Source organism: Salmonella sp. 2020_1459 (genome assembly GCF_043847915.1).
In the GTDB taxonomy this organism is placed as follows: domain Bacteria; phylum Pseudomonadota; class Gammaproteobacteria; order Enterobacterales; family Enterobacteriaceae; genus Salmonella; species Salmonella enterica.
The window spans coordinates 300,021-314,816 of record NZ_JBCMFA010000008.1; the positions used below are offsets into that span (position 1 = coordinate 300,021).

Here is a 14,796-nt window from a genome sequence, read left to right on the forward strand (position 1 = left end):
CCTGTTTTTTATTTTTTCGCACCGGGCGAAAGATAAACACACACCGACTCCCCCAGATTCTGATGTTCACACCCGGGTATTGCCCGGCTGTAATGGGCAATAAAGCGGATGACGCTGTCGCCGCTGTTTAGCCCCACATTTCCTTTTCGCAGCAATTCTGCTGGCTGATCGTCGGTGAAAACGTTAGGGGTGAACAGTTTTGCGCCTAATCGTTCAAAAGTGCCAGCACTAACGATAGAGGGTTGATAACCCTGAAGCTGCAACCAGCGGCGGGCATCATTACGTGACCAAACCTGCGCATCGTTTGCTCGCGCAAACACTTCGAGAAGCCAGCCATTCGAATTCTGATAAGGGCCGGAAAAAGGCCACGCAATCAGGTTATAGCGGGGACTGTGGAAGAGATTGAGTTTGGTAGCGCTATGTAAGAGCGTTTGTAATGCCGTCGCGATATCTGAACGCGGGCGCAAAACGGCAATGCTCTGATTCACCAGGTCATCAGCCAGAAACTCATACAGACCTTGTATATAGAGCGCTGATTCAGCGGTTCCGCAAGTATTCAGATTATGGTAAACCCGCCAGTCTCCGTTTGGCTGGCGCATGGCATAGCCAGCATGTGACCAGGTTAAATGTCGGCTCGACATATCTTGCCCCTGGCGAACCAGAATGACGACCGGATCGGGTTGACTGTTAAGCTGTTGTTTGAGCTGTAGCGCCTGATCCATTGTCGCTGCGATGTTCTCCGGCGTGTTTGCTTTTTGGTGACAGTTAGCACTGTCTGCATAAGCGTTGAGCGAGATTGCGCTGAGCCACAGGGCAAACGCGAATCGCTTCATTTGGCCGGTACCGTCTGGTTGCTGGAAAGTCCTGCGTCGTCCTGATTTACCATATGGGCAAGGACTTTGCCCTCTTTTTTCAAATAAGCGCCGGTGCCTTCCTGCGTTTTTTCCAGAGTGACTTTATCACCTGCTTTGAGGTTGCCTTCTTTGACGACATGTAGCGGAACTTGCATTTTAATGTCTTTGTTATCGGGGGACTTAGTGGTTAACAGCGCGGTTTTTTGCTTTTTATTTTCGACAACAGATCCAATGCTCAGGTTGAGCGGCAGCAGTACGGGGGAGAGTATAATTCCGCTAACCAGTGCGGAACTGCCCACGCTGACAACCGCAGACGATGCCGCATACCATCCAGTGGCAGACATTTCTTCGCTATAGCTGGCGTGGGAAAATGAGAAACAGACGACCGCGGCGGCGAATGTCATTTTATTCATATTGATTCCTTTTAATATGCGTTTTAAGTACCCATAGAAATAACACTAAAATACTTCCCGGCAACCACACCCACAGCAATTCTGAGAGAATGACCTGATGTCCATACGGCGTGATGTAGCTTGAAAGCGCAAACGGCGCGACTTTAATCACCTGCCAGGGTGCAAAGAAACGTTCATCCGACCACGGCCACAGCCATCCGACGCCTTTACCACCCGTGGTTATCGAATCCAGCAGGCTGTGCGACAACAATGAAACGGTTAAAAACAGCCAGCAGCGCACCTGCCCCGCTCGAAACCATCGTCGTCCCGCGAGTACGCACAACAGGGGGAGGACGAATGCGAAAAGTAAAGAGTGGGTAAATCCGCGATGGCCAAATACGTTGCCGTAGGCGATGCCAAATTTAAAGGCCAGCACGTCGGCATCGGGGAGCATCGCCAGCACAACACCGGCAAACAGCAGGCGAGGAGGGATAACTTTCAGGCCTAAGCCTGCGCCAAGACACAGAGGAACGGCGGCGTGGGTGATAACGGTAGGCATAGCGATCGTTCACAGGGAAATAGCCATGCTAGCAGTTGGAACGCAGAGGATTAAGTGGATGATTATCTGAAAAGACAGCGTAATCAGGCCGGATAAGACGCTTTGCGTCGCTATCCGGCACTCTGTATCAGGCCACGATGTTCACACTTTGGCCTTCAAAGCTAACGGTTTGCCCGGCGACAATTTTGCAGCGTTTACGCGTTTCAACCGCGCCATCAACCTTCACCAACCCGTCGGCAATGGCGATTTTCGCCTGCGCGCCGCTTTCGCTCCAGCCTTCCAGCTTGAGCAGATCGCACAGCTCGACGTGCGGGTGCTTGCCTAAAGAGAATGTCGCCATATTATTTTCCTTGTGGATCGTGATATTCAATGCACGCCTGCAGCGTGTTTTCGATAAGCGTGGCGACCGTCATCGGGCCGACGCCGCCCGGTACTGGCGTGATGTATGACGCGCGCGCCGCGGCTTCGTCAAACACGACGTCGCCAACGACCTTGCCATTTTCCAGACGGTTAATACCGACATCAATCACAATTGCGCCTTCTTTAATCCATTCGCCGGGAATAAAGCCCGGTTTACCTACGGCGACAATGAGCAAATCAGCATGCTCGACATGGTGACGCAGATCTTTGGTAAAGCGGTGCGTAACGGTAGTCGTACAGCCAGCCAGCAGCAGCTCCATGCTCATCGGGCGTCCAACGATATTGGACGCGCCAATGACCACCGCATTCAGGCCGTAGGTATCAATATTGTAACGCTCAAGCAGCGTCACAATACCGCGGGGCGTACAGGGACGCAGGCGCGGCGCACGCTGACACAGACGACCGACATTATAAGGATGGAAACCGTCTACGTCTTTATCTGGCGCGATACGCTCCAGCACTTTAACGTTGTCGATACCTGCCGGTAAAGGCAACTGCACCAGAATACCGTCGATCGTGTTATCTGCATTCAGAGTATCGATAAGCGCCAGCAGTTCGGCTTCGCTGGTGGTTTCTGGCAGGTCATAGGAGCGGGAGACGAATCCCACTTCGTCGCACGCTTTACGTTTGCTTGCGACATAAATCTGTGAGGCCGGATTGCTGCCGACCAACACCACAGCCAGGCCGGGAGCGCGAAGTCCTGCTGCGACGCGTGCCTGAACTTTTTGAGCAACCTCAGATCGCACCTGCTGCGCAATCGTTTTACCGTCAATAATCTTTGCTGCCATCAGAGAGAAGATTCCATCTGTTACTTCAAGTCAAAGGGGATGACGCTATTTTGTCAGAAGCGGGCCTCGCTGTCAGTTAACGTTTGTGTTTCCGATGCAAACGCGACGTCTCCCCCGTTCGTTGCCGATGCTGAGACGTGACCCGTAAGCGCGCCATGATTAACCAAAAAGAAACAATTCATCACCCTGGCTATGGTTACCGTAATCCCTCGTCGTTAATAGCATCGGGCGGCATAATGCGACATTTTATACAAAATAAGATTAGACCCTTCTTATATCCCAATAAGAATTAGCTTAGGTCATTAAAAGAGTTTGCGGCTATTTTTTATTTAGCGAAATGTTTAATTTATTACCGTGACGAAATGTCATGTTCGCAAAGATTAATTACTGCGTCTGATACTCAGGGGAGAAACAGAAAACTAATTAATCTGCGATATCTATCTTTACAGGATGCAGAGATAACTTTTCTGACATGCTATGTCGATAATAATTCAAACGGAGCCGACAGGATGCCGAAACCGGGTGTGTGTAATTCAAGGGAAATCCATGAAACATAAATTAATGACCTCTACTATTGCGAGTCTGATGTTTGTCGCTGGCGCAGCGGTTGCGGCTGATCCGACTCCGGTGAGCGTGAGTGGCGGTACTATTCATTTCGAAGGTAAACTGGTTAATGCAGCCTGTGCCGTTAGCACTAAATCCGCCGATCAAACGGTGACGCTGGGTCAATACCGTACCGCCAGCTTTACGGCGATTGGTAATACGACTGCGCAGGTGCCTTTCTCCATCGTCCTGAATGACTGCGATCCGAAAGTGGCGGCCACCGCTGCCGTGGCTTTCTCTGGTCAGGCAGATAACACCAACCCTAATTTGCTGGCGGTCTCCTCTGCGGACAATAGCACTACCGCAACCGGCGTCGGGATTGAGATTCTTGATAACACCTCCTCACCGTTGAAGCCGGACGGCGCGACCTTCTCGGCGAAGCAGGCGCTGGTTGAAGGCACCAATACGCTGCGTTTTACCGCACGCTATAAGGCAACCGCCGCCGCCACGACGCCAGGCCAGGCTAATGCCGACGCCACCTTTATCATGAAATACGAATAATCCCGTCAGGGAACGCCAGGGAAGGGAGGCGCCTCAACGGAAGAGGCTATCGGGGATAAAAGAGAACATAGCAGATGATAAGGAAAGGCGCGGCGCTAGTGGGGCTTGTTTTGATGTCGCCCGTTATTGCGCAGCCGGTAATGGTGGAGAGCGGGCGTGTTCACCTGCGCGGACAACTGGTCAATGGCGGCTGCGCTGTCGCCACTGAAAGCCAGAATTTGCGCGTACTGATGGGACAGTACCGCTCGAATGCGTTTACCGGTCCTGGCAGCTTCGCTCCCGTCAGCGTTCCATTTTCGTTACGGTTAATCTCCTGTAGCGCGGAAGTCTGGCGTCATGTCGGCATTGCGTTTGCCGGCGTTACGCCTGCGGAAGATCCCCATGTTTTTCTGGCCAGCGGCGAGGGTATCGGTAATGCCGGAATCGGCCTGGCGTTATTTGATGACCAGCAGCGGCAAATCATACCTAACACATTACCGCTTCATTACACGCCCATTTTAACGTCAGAAATGACTTTGCATTTTACTGCCCGCTATCGGGCAATTTCAGAAAATATGACGCCGGGACGAATTCATTCAGAAGTGTGGTTTACGCTGGTTTACCCATGAATTTTCTTGCCGACGTGACTCAATGCAAAAGGTATTTTTTACCATGCTGAATAGTATAAAATTAGGCTTTATTGTTCTTCTCACGTTATTTACTTCGCTGAACGTACAGGCAGCGGGGGGGATTGCATTAGGCGCCACGCGCGTTATTTATCCCTCGGCGGCGAAACAGACTTCTCTGGCAATCAGTAATAGCGATACTCAAGAACGTTACCTCGTCAATTCATGGATCGAAAATAGCGCCGGGCAGAAAGAAAAAACGTTTATCGTTACGCCGCCTTTATTCGTCAGCGAACCCAAAAGCGAAAACACGCTGCGTATTATCTACGCCGGGCAACCGCTACCCGGGGATCGGGAGTCGTTATTCTGGATGAACGTGAAAGCCATCCCGTCGGTCGATAAAAGTCATATTGAAGGAAAAAACGTTCTGCAACTGGCGATTCTGTCGCGCATCAAACTGTTCGTGCGTCCGGCGAATTTGCCGCAGACGCCGGAAGACGCGCCGACCTTGCTGAAATTTTCCCGTGTCGGCAACCATCTCAAGATAACCAACCCATCTGCTTATTACCTCACGCTGGTCAATATCAGCGTGGGCGCGAAAAAGATTGATAACGTGATGATCGCGCCAAAAAGCGACATGCAAATTCCCTTACCGACTGGCGCGCAGGGCAGCGTGACATTTCAGACCGTCAATGATTACGGCGCATTGACGTCGGCGACAACGGCCAGTCTCGGTTAAGCAGAGAGCGTGAAGCCACACGAGAACACGATGAAGAAGACAACCTGGTTTGCAGGGCGATTTCCCGGCTATGTATCACCGTTAAGCGGCGTGGCGCTGTCGGTGCTGGCGGCGCTGTGTCCGCTGACGAGCCGCGGCGAAAGTTATTTCAACCCTGCGTTTTTGTCGGCGGATACCGCGTCCGTGGCGGATTTATCTCGCTTTGAAAAAGGTAATCATCAGCCGCCCGGTATTTACCGGGTGGATATCTGGCGTAACGACGAATTCGTAGCGACGCAGGATATTCGTTTTGAGGCGGGCGCCGTGGGCGCCGGCGATAAATCCGGCGGCCTGATGCCTTGTTTTACACCGGAGTGGATTAAACGGCTGGGCGTGAATACCGCGGCGTTCCCTGTCTCAGATAAAGGCGTCGATACCACGTGTATTCACCTTCCTGAGAAAATCCCGGGCGCGGAGGTCGCGTTTGATTTCGCGTCGATGCGCTTAAACATTAGCTTGCCGCAGGCGTCATTGCTCAACAGCGCGCGTGGCTATATCCCGCCGGAAGAGTGGGATGAAGGGATACCTGCCGCACTCATTAATTACAGTTTTACCGGTAGCCGCGGAACAGACAGCGATAGCTATTTTTTGAGTCTGCTGAGCGGGTTGAACTATGGCCCCTGGCGGCTGCGTAATAACGGAGCCTGGAATTATTCGAAAGGGGACGGCTATCATTCGCAACGCTGGAACAACATTGGCACCTGGGTACAGCGCGCCATCATTCCGCTAAAAAGCGAACTGGTCATGGGGGACAGCAATACCGGGAACGATGTTTTCGACAGCGTCGGCTTTCGCGGAGCGCGGCTGTACTCTTCTGACAATATGTATCCCGATAGCCTGCAGGGCTACGCCCCCACGGTTAGAGGAATCGCCCGGACGGCGGCAAAGCTGACGATACGACAGAACGGGTATGTTATCTACCAAAGCTATGTGTCGCCGGGCGCGTTTGCGATTACCGATCTTAATCCTACCTCTTCCAGCGGCGACCTTGAGGTGACGGTAGATGAAAAAGACGGTAGCCAACAACGTTACACGGTGCCTTACTCTACCGTTCCGCTATTGCAGCGTGAGGGCAGGGTGAAGTATGACCTGGTGGCCGGGGATTTTCGCAGCGGCAATAGTCAGCAGTCTTCGCCATTCTTTTTCCAGGGAACGGTGATTGCCGGCCTGCCTGCGGGGCTGACGGCTTACGGTGGTACGCAACTTGCCGATCGTTACCGTGCCGTGGTGGTCGGGGCGGGGCGAAATTTGGGCGACTGGGGTGCCGTGTCGGTCGATGTCACACATGCGCGTAGCCAACTGGCAGATAACAGCACCCATCAGGGGCAATCGTTGCGTTTTCTGTACGCCAAATCGCTGAATAATTACGGGACTAATTTTCAATTGCTGGGTTACCGCTATTCCACGCGCGGATTTTACACCCTGGATGATGTGGCATACCGCAGTATGGAAGGATACGACTACGAATACGATAGCGACGGACGCCGCCATAAAGTGCCGGTGGCGCAGAGCTACCACAATCTCCGCTACAGCAAAAAAGGCCGCTTTCAGGTCAATATTTCGCAAAACCTGGGGGATTACGGGTCACTGTATCTTTCCGGCAGTCAACAAAATTACTGGAATACGGCGGATACCAATACCTGGTATCAACTGGGATACGCCAGTGGATGGCAAGGCATAAGTTATTCGCTGTCATGGTCGTGGAGCGAGTCGGTGGGGATCTCAGGCGCCGACCGCATTCTGGCATTCAATATGTCCGTTCCGTTTAGCGTTCTGACCGGACGGCGCTATGCGCGCGACACTCTTCTTGATCGTACTTATGCCACGTTTAACGCCAACCGCAACCGCGACGGCGACAATAGCTGGCAGACCGGCGTGGGCGGCACGCTTCTGGAAGGACGTAATCTGAGCTACAGCGTGACGCAAGGGCGTAGCAGTAGCAATGGTTATAGCGGCAGCGCCAGCGCTAGCTGGCAGGCGACGTATGGCACGCTGGGCGTGGGATATAACTACGATCGCGATCAGCATGACTATAACTGGCAACTTTCCGGCGGCGTGGTCGGTCATGCGGATGGTATTACGTTTAGCCAACCGTTGGGCGATACCAATGTCTTGATTAAAGCGCCGGGAGCGAAAGGCGTGCGCATCGAAAACCAGACCGGCGTGAAAACGGACTGGCGGGGTTATGCGGTAATGCCCTACGCCACGGTATATCGCTATAACCGCGTCGCGTTAGATACCAACACGATGGACAACCATACCGATGTCGAAAATAACGTCAGCAGCGTAGTGCCGACAGAGGGCGCGCTGGTGCGGGCTGCTTTTGATACGCGGATAGGCGTAAGGGCAATCATTACCGCGAGGCTTGGCGGACGTCCGTTACCGTTTGGCGCGATAGTACGAGAAACCGCCAGCGGCATTACCAGTATGGTCGGCGATGATGGGCAAATTTATCTGAGCGGCTTGCCGCTAAAAGGTGAACTGTTCATCCAGTGGGGAGAGGGGAAAAACGCGCGTTGTATCGCCCCTTACGCCCTGGCGGAGGATAGCCTGAAGCAGGCGATTACGATAGCCAGCGCGACCTGTATCCGTCCGGCGTCATAAAAGGAAAAATAGAGATGAAAATATACTCAGCGCTATTGCTGGCGGGGACCGCGCTCTTTTTCACCCATCCCGCGCTGGCGACGGTTTGCCGCAATTCAAACGGGACGGCGACCGATATCTTTTACGACCTGTCAGATGTTTTCACCAGCGGCAATAATCAGCCGGGACAGGTGGTGACGTTGCCGGAAAAATCAGGTTGGGTCGGCGTAAACGCGACGTGCCCGGAGGGGACAATGGTAAATTATACCTACCGAAGCTATGTATCAGAATTACCGGTACGAAGCACCGAAGGAAATTTTAAATACCTCAAACTGAATGACTACCTTCTGGGCGCGATGAGCATCACCGATAGTGTCGCTGGCGTATTTTATCCGCCCCGTAACTATATTCGCATGGGCGTCGATTCTAACGTGTCGCAGCAAATGCCGTTTGGCGTGCAGGACTCAAAGCTGGTTTTTAAATTAAAAGTGATACGGCCTTTTATTAATATGGTGACGATCCCTCGCCAGACAATGTTTACCGTCTATGTGACGACCTCTACCGGCGACGCGTTGAGCACGCCGGTGTATACCATTAGCTACAGCGGCAAAGTGGAAGTACCGCAAAACTGTGAAGTGAATGCCGGACAGGTCGTGGAGTTTGATTTCGGCGATATCGGCGCGTCGTTATTTAGTCAGGCGGGGGCGGGTAATCGTCCGCAAGGCGTCACGCCGCAAACGAAAACCATTGCTATCAAATGTACCAACGTCGCGGCGCAGGCCTATTTATCGATGCGGCTTGAAGCCGAAAAGGCCTCAGGACAGGCGATGGTGTCCGATAATCCGGATTTAGGCTTTGTGGTTGCTAATAGCAACGGTACGCCGCTCACACCCAATAATTTGTCGAGCAAAATTCCGTTTCATCTTGATGATAACGCCGCCGCTCGCGTAGGTATTCGCGCCTGGCCAATCAGCGTGACGGGGATTAAACCGGCGGAAGGGCCGTTTACTGCGCGCGGCTATCTACGAGTCGATTATGATTAAGGAGGCATAATGATCCTTCGGCGCGTTTTCATCGCTATCGGTTGTGTTTTGTTCAGCCCGCTGAGTCAGGCCAACTCATCTCTGGGCGAAGTGAATATTGAACTGCGCGGTAACGTGGTGGATTTTACCTGTGCCGTGGTTGCGGGCGACAGTAACAAGTCGGTTAACCTCGGCACCTGGCCGACAAAACAGCTTCACGCCGCCGGTGACGCTACGCAACCGGTAGCCTTTAGCCTAAAACTTGAAGGTTGCCCGCCGGGGTCGGCGTCTATAACGTTTTCCGGGACGCCAGCGCCCGGCACGGCATTACTGGCGCTTGCTGATACGGCAATGGCGCAAAAACTGGCGATTGAAATTCGCGATGGCGATCAACGTCGATTGCCACTTGAACAGGCCAGCAAGGCCGTCGATATTGACAACAACGGCAATGCTACCCTGAAATTCTATGCGAACTATATCGCCTTAGCCGATGGCGTGCAGCCCGGACTTGCTAACGCGGATGCGACCTTCCTGATCAATTACAATTAGTGTCCGTTATTGTGGCTCCCGAACGATAATTCGCCGGGAGTACATTTACAATAATTCGTGTGATTTGGCGTAATCGATAAGCTCAACGATAGAGTGAAGGCCAAGTTTAGAAAATATATTGGCCTTATGCGCGCTGATAGTCTTGTTACTCAATAAAAGTTGCTCGGCAATTTCTTTGTTAGACATTCCATTGGCCAGATAGCGCAGCACGGTAACTTCGCGGTTAGAAAGTGGCATATCATGGTGCCCGCCTTTGGGGGTACGGGTATTACTGATAAAGTTAAGCGTCTCAGATGGGAAAAAAGAATAGCCGGATAAAATCATTTTTACCGCATTATAAATATCATTGAGGTCTTTGCGTTTACTTACAAATCCGTTTGCGCCCGCTCTTATTGCTCTTCCGGCATAAAAAGCCTCTGATTTCGACGATAAAAAAAGTATCCGGGTATGTTCCTGGATAGATTTGATTCGTTTAAGTAAGGTAAAGCCGTCGGTGCCCGGTAATTCAATATCCAGAATGACAAGGTCAACAGGATAAGTGCGCAGATACTCTATCGCTGTTCGGCTATCATCCGTTTTCAGGACAACCTGAATATTGCTATTTTTACCGAGTAAAACTTCGATCGACATTCTTACAATAGGGTGTTCGTCCATAATGATAACAGATGCAGGTTTCATTGTTGTATGCCTCAGACTGTTATGCGTCCTTCGTTTTATAATAAGCGTCAGACACCTTAAAGATTGTGAAATAGCCAGATCTACACACCACACAGTGGAGCAATAATAAAGAATGAGACCTCCCTGTTGACTGGCTATTTTGCGTAAGAGTAATAAATATGTGGAATATCCATTTCGCACCAACAAAAAAGAAATTTCTGATTAAGTAAAAACAATATGGATTATACCTGGTCTGATTTCTCGGAAAAGTCTTGCGAAATGCGAATTATGGATAGCGGGTAGGATGTTCTGTGGCGTTATAGAAAATTTGTTCGTGGTAGAGTTATTTTCTTTAGAGTTGACATTGAGTAGTTTAAACTGTTGTTTTTAAGTATAAAAATAATATGAAAGACTAATTGTTTAGTATTTGTTATGTAATAACAGAAAGATGTTTACGCTGGAGACCTCAAAAAACGAGGAGGAACAGGGGACGGTGTAAGAAAAAAATTTTTATCGCTTACCAGGACGAGTTGTAAATATTAATTTTATGTGAAATATTTACATTTAATGGAAGTAAAAATAAGTAATTTCTTAAAAAATCTTATTCACCAAAACGTTAGTTCGTTAAAAAATGTCGTGGAAAGTAACGTTTAACTGCTGGATCAGCCGAAGAAAGCTTTGCCTGTGGGGAAGGTTAAGGAGGGTGATAAGTTGTTTAAGCCGGTAAACTACACGATGATAAGGTACGCTTTGCTGACGTGCTATTTCTTTTAAAGAGGCGCCTTGCGCTAAAGTTTCAATCATCAACCAGTCAGTACGGCTAAAGCTTTCCGATAAGCGAGGTTTGGCGGCTGATAACAAGGCTTCGCGTACTGAGGCCAGATTTTGTTGTCGTGACAGAACAAAAAAACGCCCAGCCATACGGATAAACTGTGTTATAGCGGGGGTTTTATCTGATACCAGCAGGTAAATCTGGATATCGCTTTGTTGCCAACTGAGCGCGCGTAGCTGGTTAAGCGCCTCAATACAGGAGACAGGTAGCGCCTCCATATCTACAATCAGTTGTCTGAGCGACCCCTTTTCAATCCACAAAGAAATGTCATCTAATGAGCGGAATGCTGCGGCACGTTTTCCGGAAAATAAGTAGTGACTCAATGAATAGCCGAGGTAGTTATCAGTTGTAATTATTGCCTGGGAAATGATACCAACCGGCAAGGCATTATTAAGCTGTTGGTCCAGTAACTCAAGGCGATCAAATATCTGCGGCGTTGGTGAGTGATAACGGCAGGCGCAGTCTTTGGCATTTCTTAAACGGCGGTGTCTTTCCCTGCGTGGTACGCTGCGCATCCTGCTTTTTCCATTGCTCTAATATATATCTGGTAATATGGCTGGCCATAAATAACCTTGTCCCATCGTTGCACCAGCGTAAAAAGCAATGCTTCGTTGCTCTGATGTTTCAATGCCTTCCATCAGCATTAACTGCTGAAAAAAAACTTCGCTATCATGTTTTGACGGAAGTTGCGTCAGGACCTCATAGCCGATTAATTGCGCAGTTGAGAGATTAACGATTGGCTCAGATTTTAACAATCCGCTGTTGAGATATGAATGACGTGTTGGCGAAGACGCCAGGTGTGGGGGAGTTATCCTTTCCTTTAATAAAGTACCCTGTGCCACCAAACACTCCTCCAGGCATTTATGATGCAGCCATATATTTTTGACCCCTGAATCTATCAGGATATTATGGGCATCATTGTGGCAGCGTTAAAAAAATGCCTGTAGGTATCGTTACTTAATTATTGGTGAGATATTTCGTAAGCCTTGTAAAAAGTTAAGTGAGTTTACTTACTGAGTAAGAAATGAAGGTTAACTCTAATATACTTTAAAAACTGCTGCTCCGTTTTAACATGTAATTTTCGCATAATGCTCCGGCGGAGTGACTTTGTCTGCTCTTCAGAAAGTGAAAGTAAAGCGGCCGTTTCGCTTAAATGATAACCGCTGGCGATCAGTTTTAACAGGTGACGTTCTGTTACTGAAAAATGACGAGTCGTGCAATAGTGGCAAATGCCAGAAGGGACGCTATGTCGAAGCGCTCGCTTATGTAAGATCAATATCATTTTCCGGGTAATTTCTTCAACATCATCTTCCCGATAAATATGCGGCAGCATATACAGACATGGTCTGAACATGAGCTTTTCTTTATCGCATTTATTACAAATAATCACCCGTAGCTGATGTTGGGTATGCATAGGTATCTGGTAACAGCCTGCGCTGAACCAATCATCATCCAGGGCCAGGAAAGCGATATCGGCATTATCTATCTCTTCTGGCGGCAGAAAGTCAATTTTCTGCTGCCATTGATTCGCCAGACGCGTCATGATGATTTTCAAACCATGCTCAAAGTGACTGTTTTGTTCCTTAATAGCGATACTCAGCATAAAAAATATCCTACACGGCAGGTGAATCATGGTGAAATATTAAAGAAACTTATTGATTTTCTAAATACTGGCGGCCTTAATTCCCACTTTATGCGTGCTGAGATGTGTCCAGGCGATTTCCTGGAACCTGGCATTGCGCCAGAAAAGACGATATTCGTACACTTAGTCAGCAACCAGAACAAAAGCCATTGACTCAGGAGTACCTGACCGTATAATTCTCGCGTTTCGTCTACACGAAGTCTTCACTTCACAAGGCGCCCTTAGCTCAGTTGGATAGAGCAACGGCCTTCTAAGCCGTGGGTCGCAGGTTCGAATCCTGCAGGGCGCGCCACTTATAAATCAACGCGTTACGCTTCTTTATTTCCTCCTTATTTTCCATATGGGACATATTTGGGACATCATCACCAAAAATGTCGTCTATTTTCCTCGCGTGTTCCGTTAAATGATTAGGCGCAAGGTGAGCATATCTGTGAATCATTTCAATAGATTTCCATCCCCCATTTCCTAAAGCACTGACAGTGGAACTCCTGATTGAATTAACCAGCTTGCCCATGTGTGCCTAAGGCCGTGAAAGCGAAAGTCTTCTATTTTTATTTTCGCCCAGCCATATACCCGGCTGCGCTTTCTGGCCTTCGGTGTTGATACCCAGCGCGAGGAAGACGGCTTTGTTTATGATGCTGTGACTTTGGATATCAATGTGAGCGACACATCGGCGTCGTACATTTCTTTGAAGGTGGCGGAGATTTCGCGCGTGACCATGCCTTTGACATACAGCGATAAAATCTGGCTGTCCATCTGTGTGAGCCGCGTCTGGTTCTTCTTAATCAACTGAGGTTTGAAGGTGTTTTCACGGTCACGCGGCGTGTTCAGTTCAATCTCGCCATCACCGCAATTTACCTGTCCTCGTTATCGGAATGAATATATCAAAAACAGGCAGATACACAATTTAAATTACAGTCTCTCAACAAAACGTAGATGCACCTTGTTTTATTTTTCTTTCTCTTCTACAGGGCCAATGAAACGCGTCTCCAATCGACAGACATTATTGGAAACCCCGTCAAAGTTGCCCCCTTGAGTTCCTGTTGCCAGCGGCATGAAGAAAATCCCGTTATATCCACCAAACGTGCGCACATTATCAGCATTGCAATTCTGTGTGGAACTGGAGTAAATGGCTGTAGTTTCGGTTAACTGGTAGATATCTAGGTTCTCGATAACCCCGCCGATGATTCTCACATCCGGCCACGTGATAGTCTCAATAGACAAAAATGATCAGGCAGTGATATCCGTGCCTGTCTGTCGTAATATCGCATGACCGCCAATTTCGGAGATGCAACGGTGCACTAGAGAGATTTTTGATGAGTAATATTCCGCGACGGGCAAAATACATTTTTTAACGCTTTCTGTAGCCTCAATATACTGCTTATTCTCAAATGTACTCCCGGCATTCGGCATGGTGCCAAATTTAGTCGCATCTCATGGGCCGATGATACATTTCTACGCATAGGTAGAGGCCACTGCAATAGTGTCTCTCTCATCTGTTAATCCGGTTTTATCTACACCCTGAAAAACGCAGCGACATTCCCCTGATGATCTGCATGCCAGCAGCACATAATCCCCAATAGACAGTGGAATAAAAATACTAAAATAAGAGTAAATAGTTGATTATAAAATTATTAATCTGCGGGATTCGAACTTGGAACCCTCGACTTAGAAGTTTCTGTAACCGCCGTTTAAGCCAACAAGTTATCCTGTTATCAATGCAAACACATGACCCACCTTCGAGAAACATACAAAGCTTTGTATGCCCCAAATCACCAGGTAATCATCAAACTCGCTGTAACTCACAGCATTTTCCAATATCAACCTATCGATTGCAACGATCGATTTTAATGTGTGTGATAGTTGTAAGCTATCAAACACTAGATTATTGATCGTCTTTATCGATCAAATCAATTTGTAGTGCTACACTCCAGACCTTTCCGAATCCGCTGATTTTCATAATGTTGAAGTTATTCGCTAAGTACACATCGATCGGTGTTCTTAACACGCT

Annotated in this window: 16 protein-coding genes, 1 tRNA gene and 2 pseudogenes; 7 read left to right on the forward strand and 12 right to left on the reverse strand. The window is 49.1% G+C overall.

From position 1 onward, the window contains the following. Positions 1-8 precede the first annotated feature (8 nt). The 5 genes from ACH0VJ_RS20475 to folD all read right to left on the reverse strand — a co-directional run bounded on the left by ACH0VJ_RS20475 (position 9) and on the right by folD (position 3,013). Entirely contained in the window at positions 9-833 is an 825-nt protein-coding gene (locus tag ACH0VJ_RS20475; protein WP_000818107.1) for a DUF2145 domain-containing protein, read from the reverse strand. Continuing rightward, positions 830-1,267 carry an STM0539 family protein gene (locus tag ACH0VJ_RS20480; RefSeq protein WP_001038580.1) on the reverse strand — a complete coding sequence of 146 codons (438 nt, stop codon included), beginning with the start codon at positions 1,265-1,267 and terminating at the stop codon, positions 830-832. Before ACH0VJ_RS20480 ends, ACH0VJ_RS20475 begins: the two co-directional genes overlap by 4 nt. Then, positions 1,260-1,805 (reverse strand): metal-dependent hydrolase, encoded by a 546-nt coding sequence (locus ACH0VJ_RS20485; RefSeq protein ID WP_001143568.1) that lies wholly within the window; start codon positions 1,803-1,805, stop codon positions 1,260-1,262. The genes ACH0VJ_RS20480 and ACH0VJ_RS20485 overlap by 8 nt, the downstream gene beginning before the upstream one ends. Positions 1,806-1,932: 127 nt before the next feature. Continuing rightward, complete coding sequence (gene ybcJ / locus ACH0VJ_RS20490; RefSeq protein ID WP_000190277.1) at positions 1,933-2,145, reverse strand: ribosome-associated protein YbcJ; 213 nt, start codon at positions 2,143-2,145, stop codon at positions 1,933-1,935. Position 2,146: 1 nt separating this feature from the next. After that, a complete protein-coding gene (folD, locus tag ACH0VJ_RS20495; RefSeq protein WP_000729165.1) occupies positions 2,147-3,013 on the reverse strand; it encodes a bifunctional methylenetetrahydrofolate dehydrogenase/methenyltetrahydrofolate cyclohydrolase FolD in 867 nt (288 codons plus the stop codon). A 546-nt stretch (positions 3,014-3,559) separates the two neighbouring features. Between folD and fimA the strand changes: the two genes are divergently transcribed. The 6 genes from fimA (at position 3,560) to sfmF (ending at position 9,654) form a co-directional block, all read left to right on the forward strand. Next, positions 3,560-4,117 carry a type 1 fimbrial protein subunit FimA gene (gene fimA / locus ACH0VJ_RS20500; protein ID WP_000681032.1) on the forward strand — a complete coding sequence of 186 codons (558 nt, stop codon included), beginning with the start codon at positions 3,560-3,562 and terminating at the stop codon, positions 4,115-4,117. 74 nt (positions 4,118-4,191) lie between these two features. Then, positions 4,192-4,725, forward strand: a complete 534-nt coding sequence (gene fimI, locus ACH0VJ_RS20505) for a type 1 fimbrial protein subunit FimI (protein ID WP_000619621.1) — start codon at positions 4,192-4,194, stop codon at positions 4,723-4,725. A 43-nt stretch (positions 4,726-4,768) separates the two neighbouring features. Then, on the forward strand, positions 4,769-5,461 hold the full coding sequence (gene fimC, locus ACH0VJ_RS20510) for a type 1 fimbria chaperone FimC (protein ID WP_001519112.1): 693 nt from the start codon (positions 4,769-4,771) through the stop codon (positions 5,459-5,461). Positions 5,462-5,491: 30 nt separating this feature from the next. Further along, positions 5,492-8,104, forward strand: coding sequence for a fimbrial biogenesis usher protein (locus tag ACH0VJ_RS20515; protein WP_000754220.1), 2,613 nt, complete (start codon positions 5,492-5,494; stop codon positions 8,102-8,104). Between the two features lie 14 nt (positions 8,105-8,118). After that, positions 8,119-9,126, forward strand: a complete 1,008-nt coding sequence (gene fimH / locus ACH0VJ_RS20520) for a type 1 fimbria D-mannose specific adhesin FimH (RefSeq protein ID WP_000708667.1) — start codon at positions 8,119-8,121, stop codon at positions 9,124-9,126. 9 nt (positions 9,127-9,135) lie between these two features. After that, positions 9,136-9,654 (forward strand): fimbria assembly protein, encoded by a 519-nt coding sequence (gene sfmF / locus ACH0VJ_RS20525; RefSeq protein WP_000603405.1) that lies wholly within the window; start codon positions 9,136-9,138, stop codon positions 9,652-9,654. A 45-nt stretch (positions 9,655-9,699) separates the two neighbouring features. Here sfmF and fimZ read toward each other — a convergent pair whose 3' ends face one another. From fimZ to fimW, 4 genes are all read right to left on the reverse strand, one after another. Then, a complete protein-coding gene (fimZ, locus tag ACH0VJ_RS20530; RefSeq protein WP_000801273.1) occupies positions 9,700-10,332 on the reverse strand; it encodes a fimbria biosynthesis transcriptional regulator FimZ in 633 nt (210 codons plus the stop codon). 603 nt (positions 10,333-10,935) lie between these two features. Beyond that, positions 10,936-11,658, reverse strand: a complete 723-nt coding sequence (gene fimY, locus ACH0VJ_RS20535) for a fimbria biosynthesis regulator FimY (protein ID WP_001258101.1) — start codon at positions 11,656-11,658, stop codon at positions 10,936-10,938. 18 nt (positions 11,659-11,676) lie between these two features. Then, positions 11,677-11,988 carry a hypothetical protein gene (locus tag ACH0VJ_RS20540; protein ID WP_000226506.1) on the reverse strand — a complete coding sequence of 104 codons (312 nt, stop codon included), beginning with the start codon at positions 11,986-11,988 and terminating at the stop codon, positions 11,677-11,679. 161 nt (positions 11,989-12,149) lie between these two features. After that, complete coding sequence (gene fimW / locus ACH0VJ_RS20545) at positions 12,150-12,746, reverse strand: fimbria biosynthesis transcriptional regulator FimW (protein WP_000948629.1); 597 nt, start codon at positions 12,744-12,746, stop codon at positions 12,150-12,152. A 254-nt stretch (positions 12,747-13,000) separates the two neighbouring features. Between fimW and ACH0VJ_RS20550 the strand changes: the two genes are divergently transcribed. Next, positions 13,001-13,077 (forward strand) — tRNA-Arg (locus ACH0VJ_RS20550). Positions 13,078-13,098: 21 nt separating this feature from the next. Here the strand turns inward: ACH0VJ_RS20550 and ACH0VJ_RS20555 are convergent. The 3 genes and pseudogenes from ACH0VJ_RS20555 to ACH0VJ_RS20565 all read right to left on the reverse strand — a co-directional run. After that, positions 13,099-13,388, reverse strand: a pseudogene (locus ACH0VJ_RS20555) (tyrosine-type recombinase/integrase); the annotation flags it as partial. Beyond that, positions 13,315-13,643, reverse strand: a pseudogene (locus tag ACH0VJ_RS20560) (transposase); the annotation flags it as partial. The pseudogenes ACH0VJ_RS20560 and ACH0VJ_RS20555, both read right to left, overlap by 74 nt. A gap of 90 nt (positions 13,644-13,733) precedes the next feature. Then, entirely contained in the window at positions 13,734-13,979 is a 246-nt protein-coding gene (locus ACH0VJ_RS20565) for a hypothetical protein (RefSeq protein WP_023193134.1), read from the reverse strand. Between the last annotated feature and the right edge of the window lie 817 nt (positions 13,980-14,796).

Bases quoted from the DNA above. Each gene is read 5' to 3' on its own strand.
- fimI (WP_000619621.1), top strand. From the start codon at position 4,192: ATGATAAGGAAAGGCGCGGCGCTAGTGGGGCTTGTTTTGATGTCGCCC.
- fimC (WP_001519112.1), top strand. From the start codon at position 4,769: ATGCTGAATAGTATAAAATTAGGCTTTATTGTTCTTCTCACGTTATTT.
- fimW (WP_000948629.1), bottom strand. From the start codon at position 12,746: ATGCTGAGTATCGCTATTAAGGAACAAAACAGTCACTTTGAGCATGGT.
- sfmF (WP_000603405.1), top strand. From the start codon at position 9,136: ATGATCCTTCGGCGCGTTTTCATCGCTATCGGTTGTGTTTTGTTCAGC.
- fimY (WP_001258101.1), bottom strand. From the start codon at position 11,658: ATGCGCAGCGTACCACGCAGGGAAAGACACCGCCGTTTAAGAAATGCC.
- ACH0VJ_RS20485 (WP_001143568.1), bottom strand. From the start codon at position 1,805: ATGCCTACCGTTATCACCCACGCCGCCGTTCCTCTGTGTCTTGGCGCA.
- ACH0VJ_RS20515 (WP_000754220.1), top strand. From the start codon at position 5,492: ATGAAGAAGACAACCTGGTTTGCAGGGCGATTTCCCGGCTATGTATCA.
- ybcJ (WP_000190277.1), bottom strand. From the start codon at position 2,145: ATGGCGACATTCTCTTTAGGCAAGCACCCGCACGTCGAGCTGTGCGAT.
- ACH0VJ_RS20480 (WP_001038580.1), bottom strand. From the start codon at position 1,267: ATGAATAAAATGACATTCGCCGCCGCGGTCGTCTGTTTCTCATTTTCC.
- fimA (WP_000681032.1), top strand. From the start codon at position 3,560: ATGAAACATAAATTAATGACCTCTACTATTGCGAGTCTGATGTTTGTC.
- folD (WP_000729165.1), bottom strand. From the start codon at position 3,013: ATGGCAGCAAAGATTATTGACGGTAAAACGATTGCGCAGCAGGTGCGA.
- ACH0VJ_RS20475 (WP_000818107.1), bottom strand. From the start codon at position 833: ATGAAGCGATTCGCGTTTGCCCTGTGGCTCAGCGCAATCTCGCTCAAC.
- fimH (WP_000708667.1), top strand. From the start codon at position 8,119: ATGAAAATATACTCAGCGCTATTGCTGGCGGGGACCGCGCTCTTTTTC.
- fimZ (WP_000801273.1), bottom strand. From the start codon at position 10,332: ATGAAACCTGCATCTGTTATCATTATGGACGAACACCCTATTGTAAGA.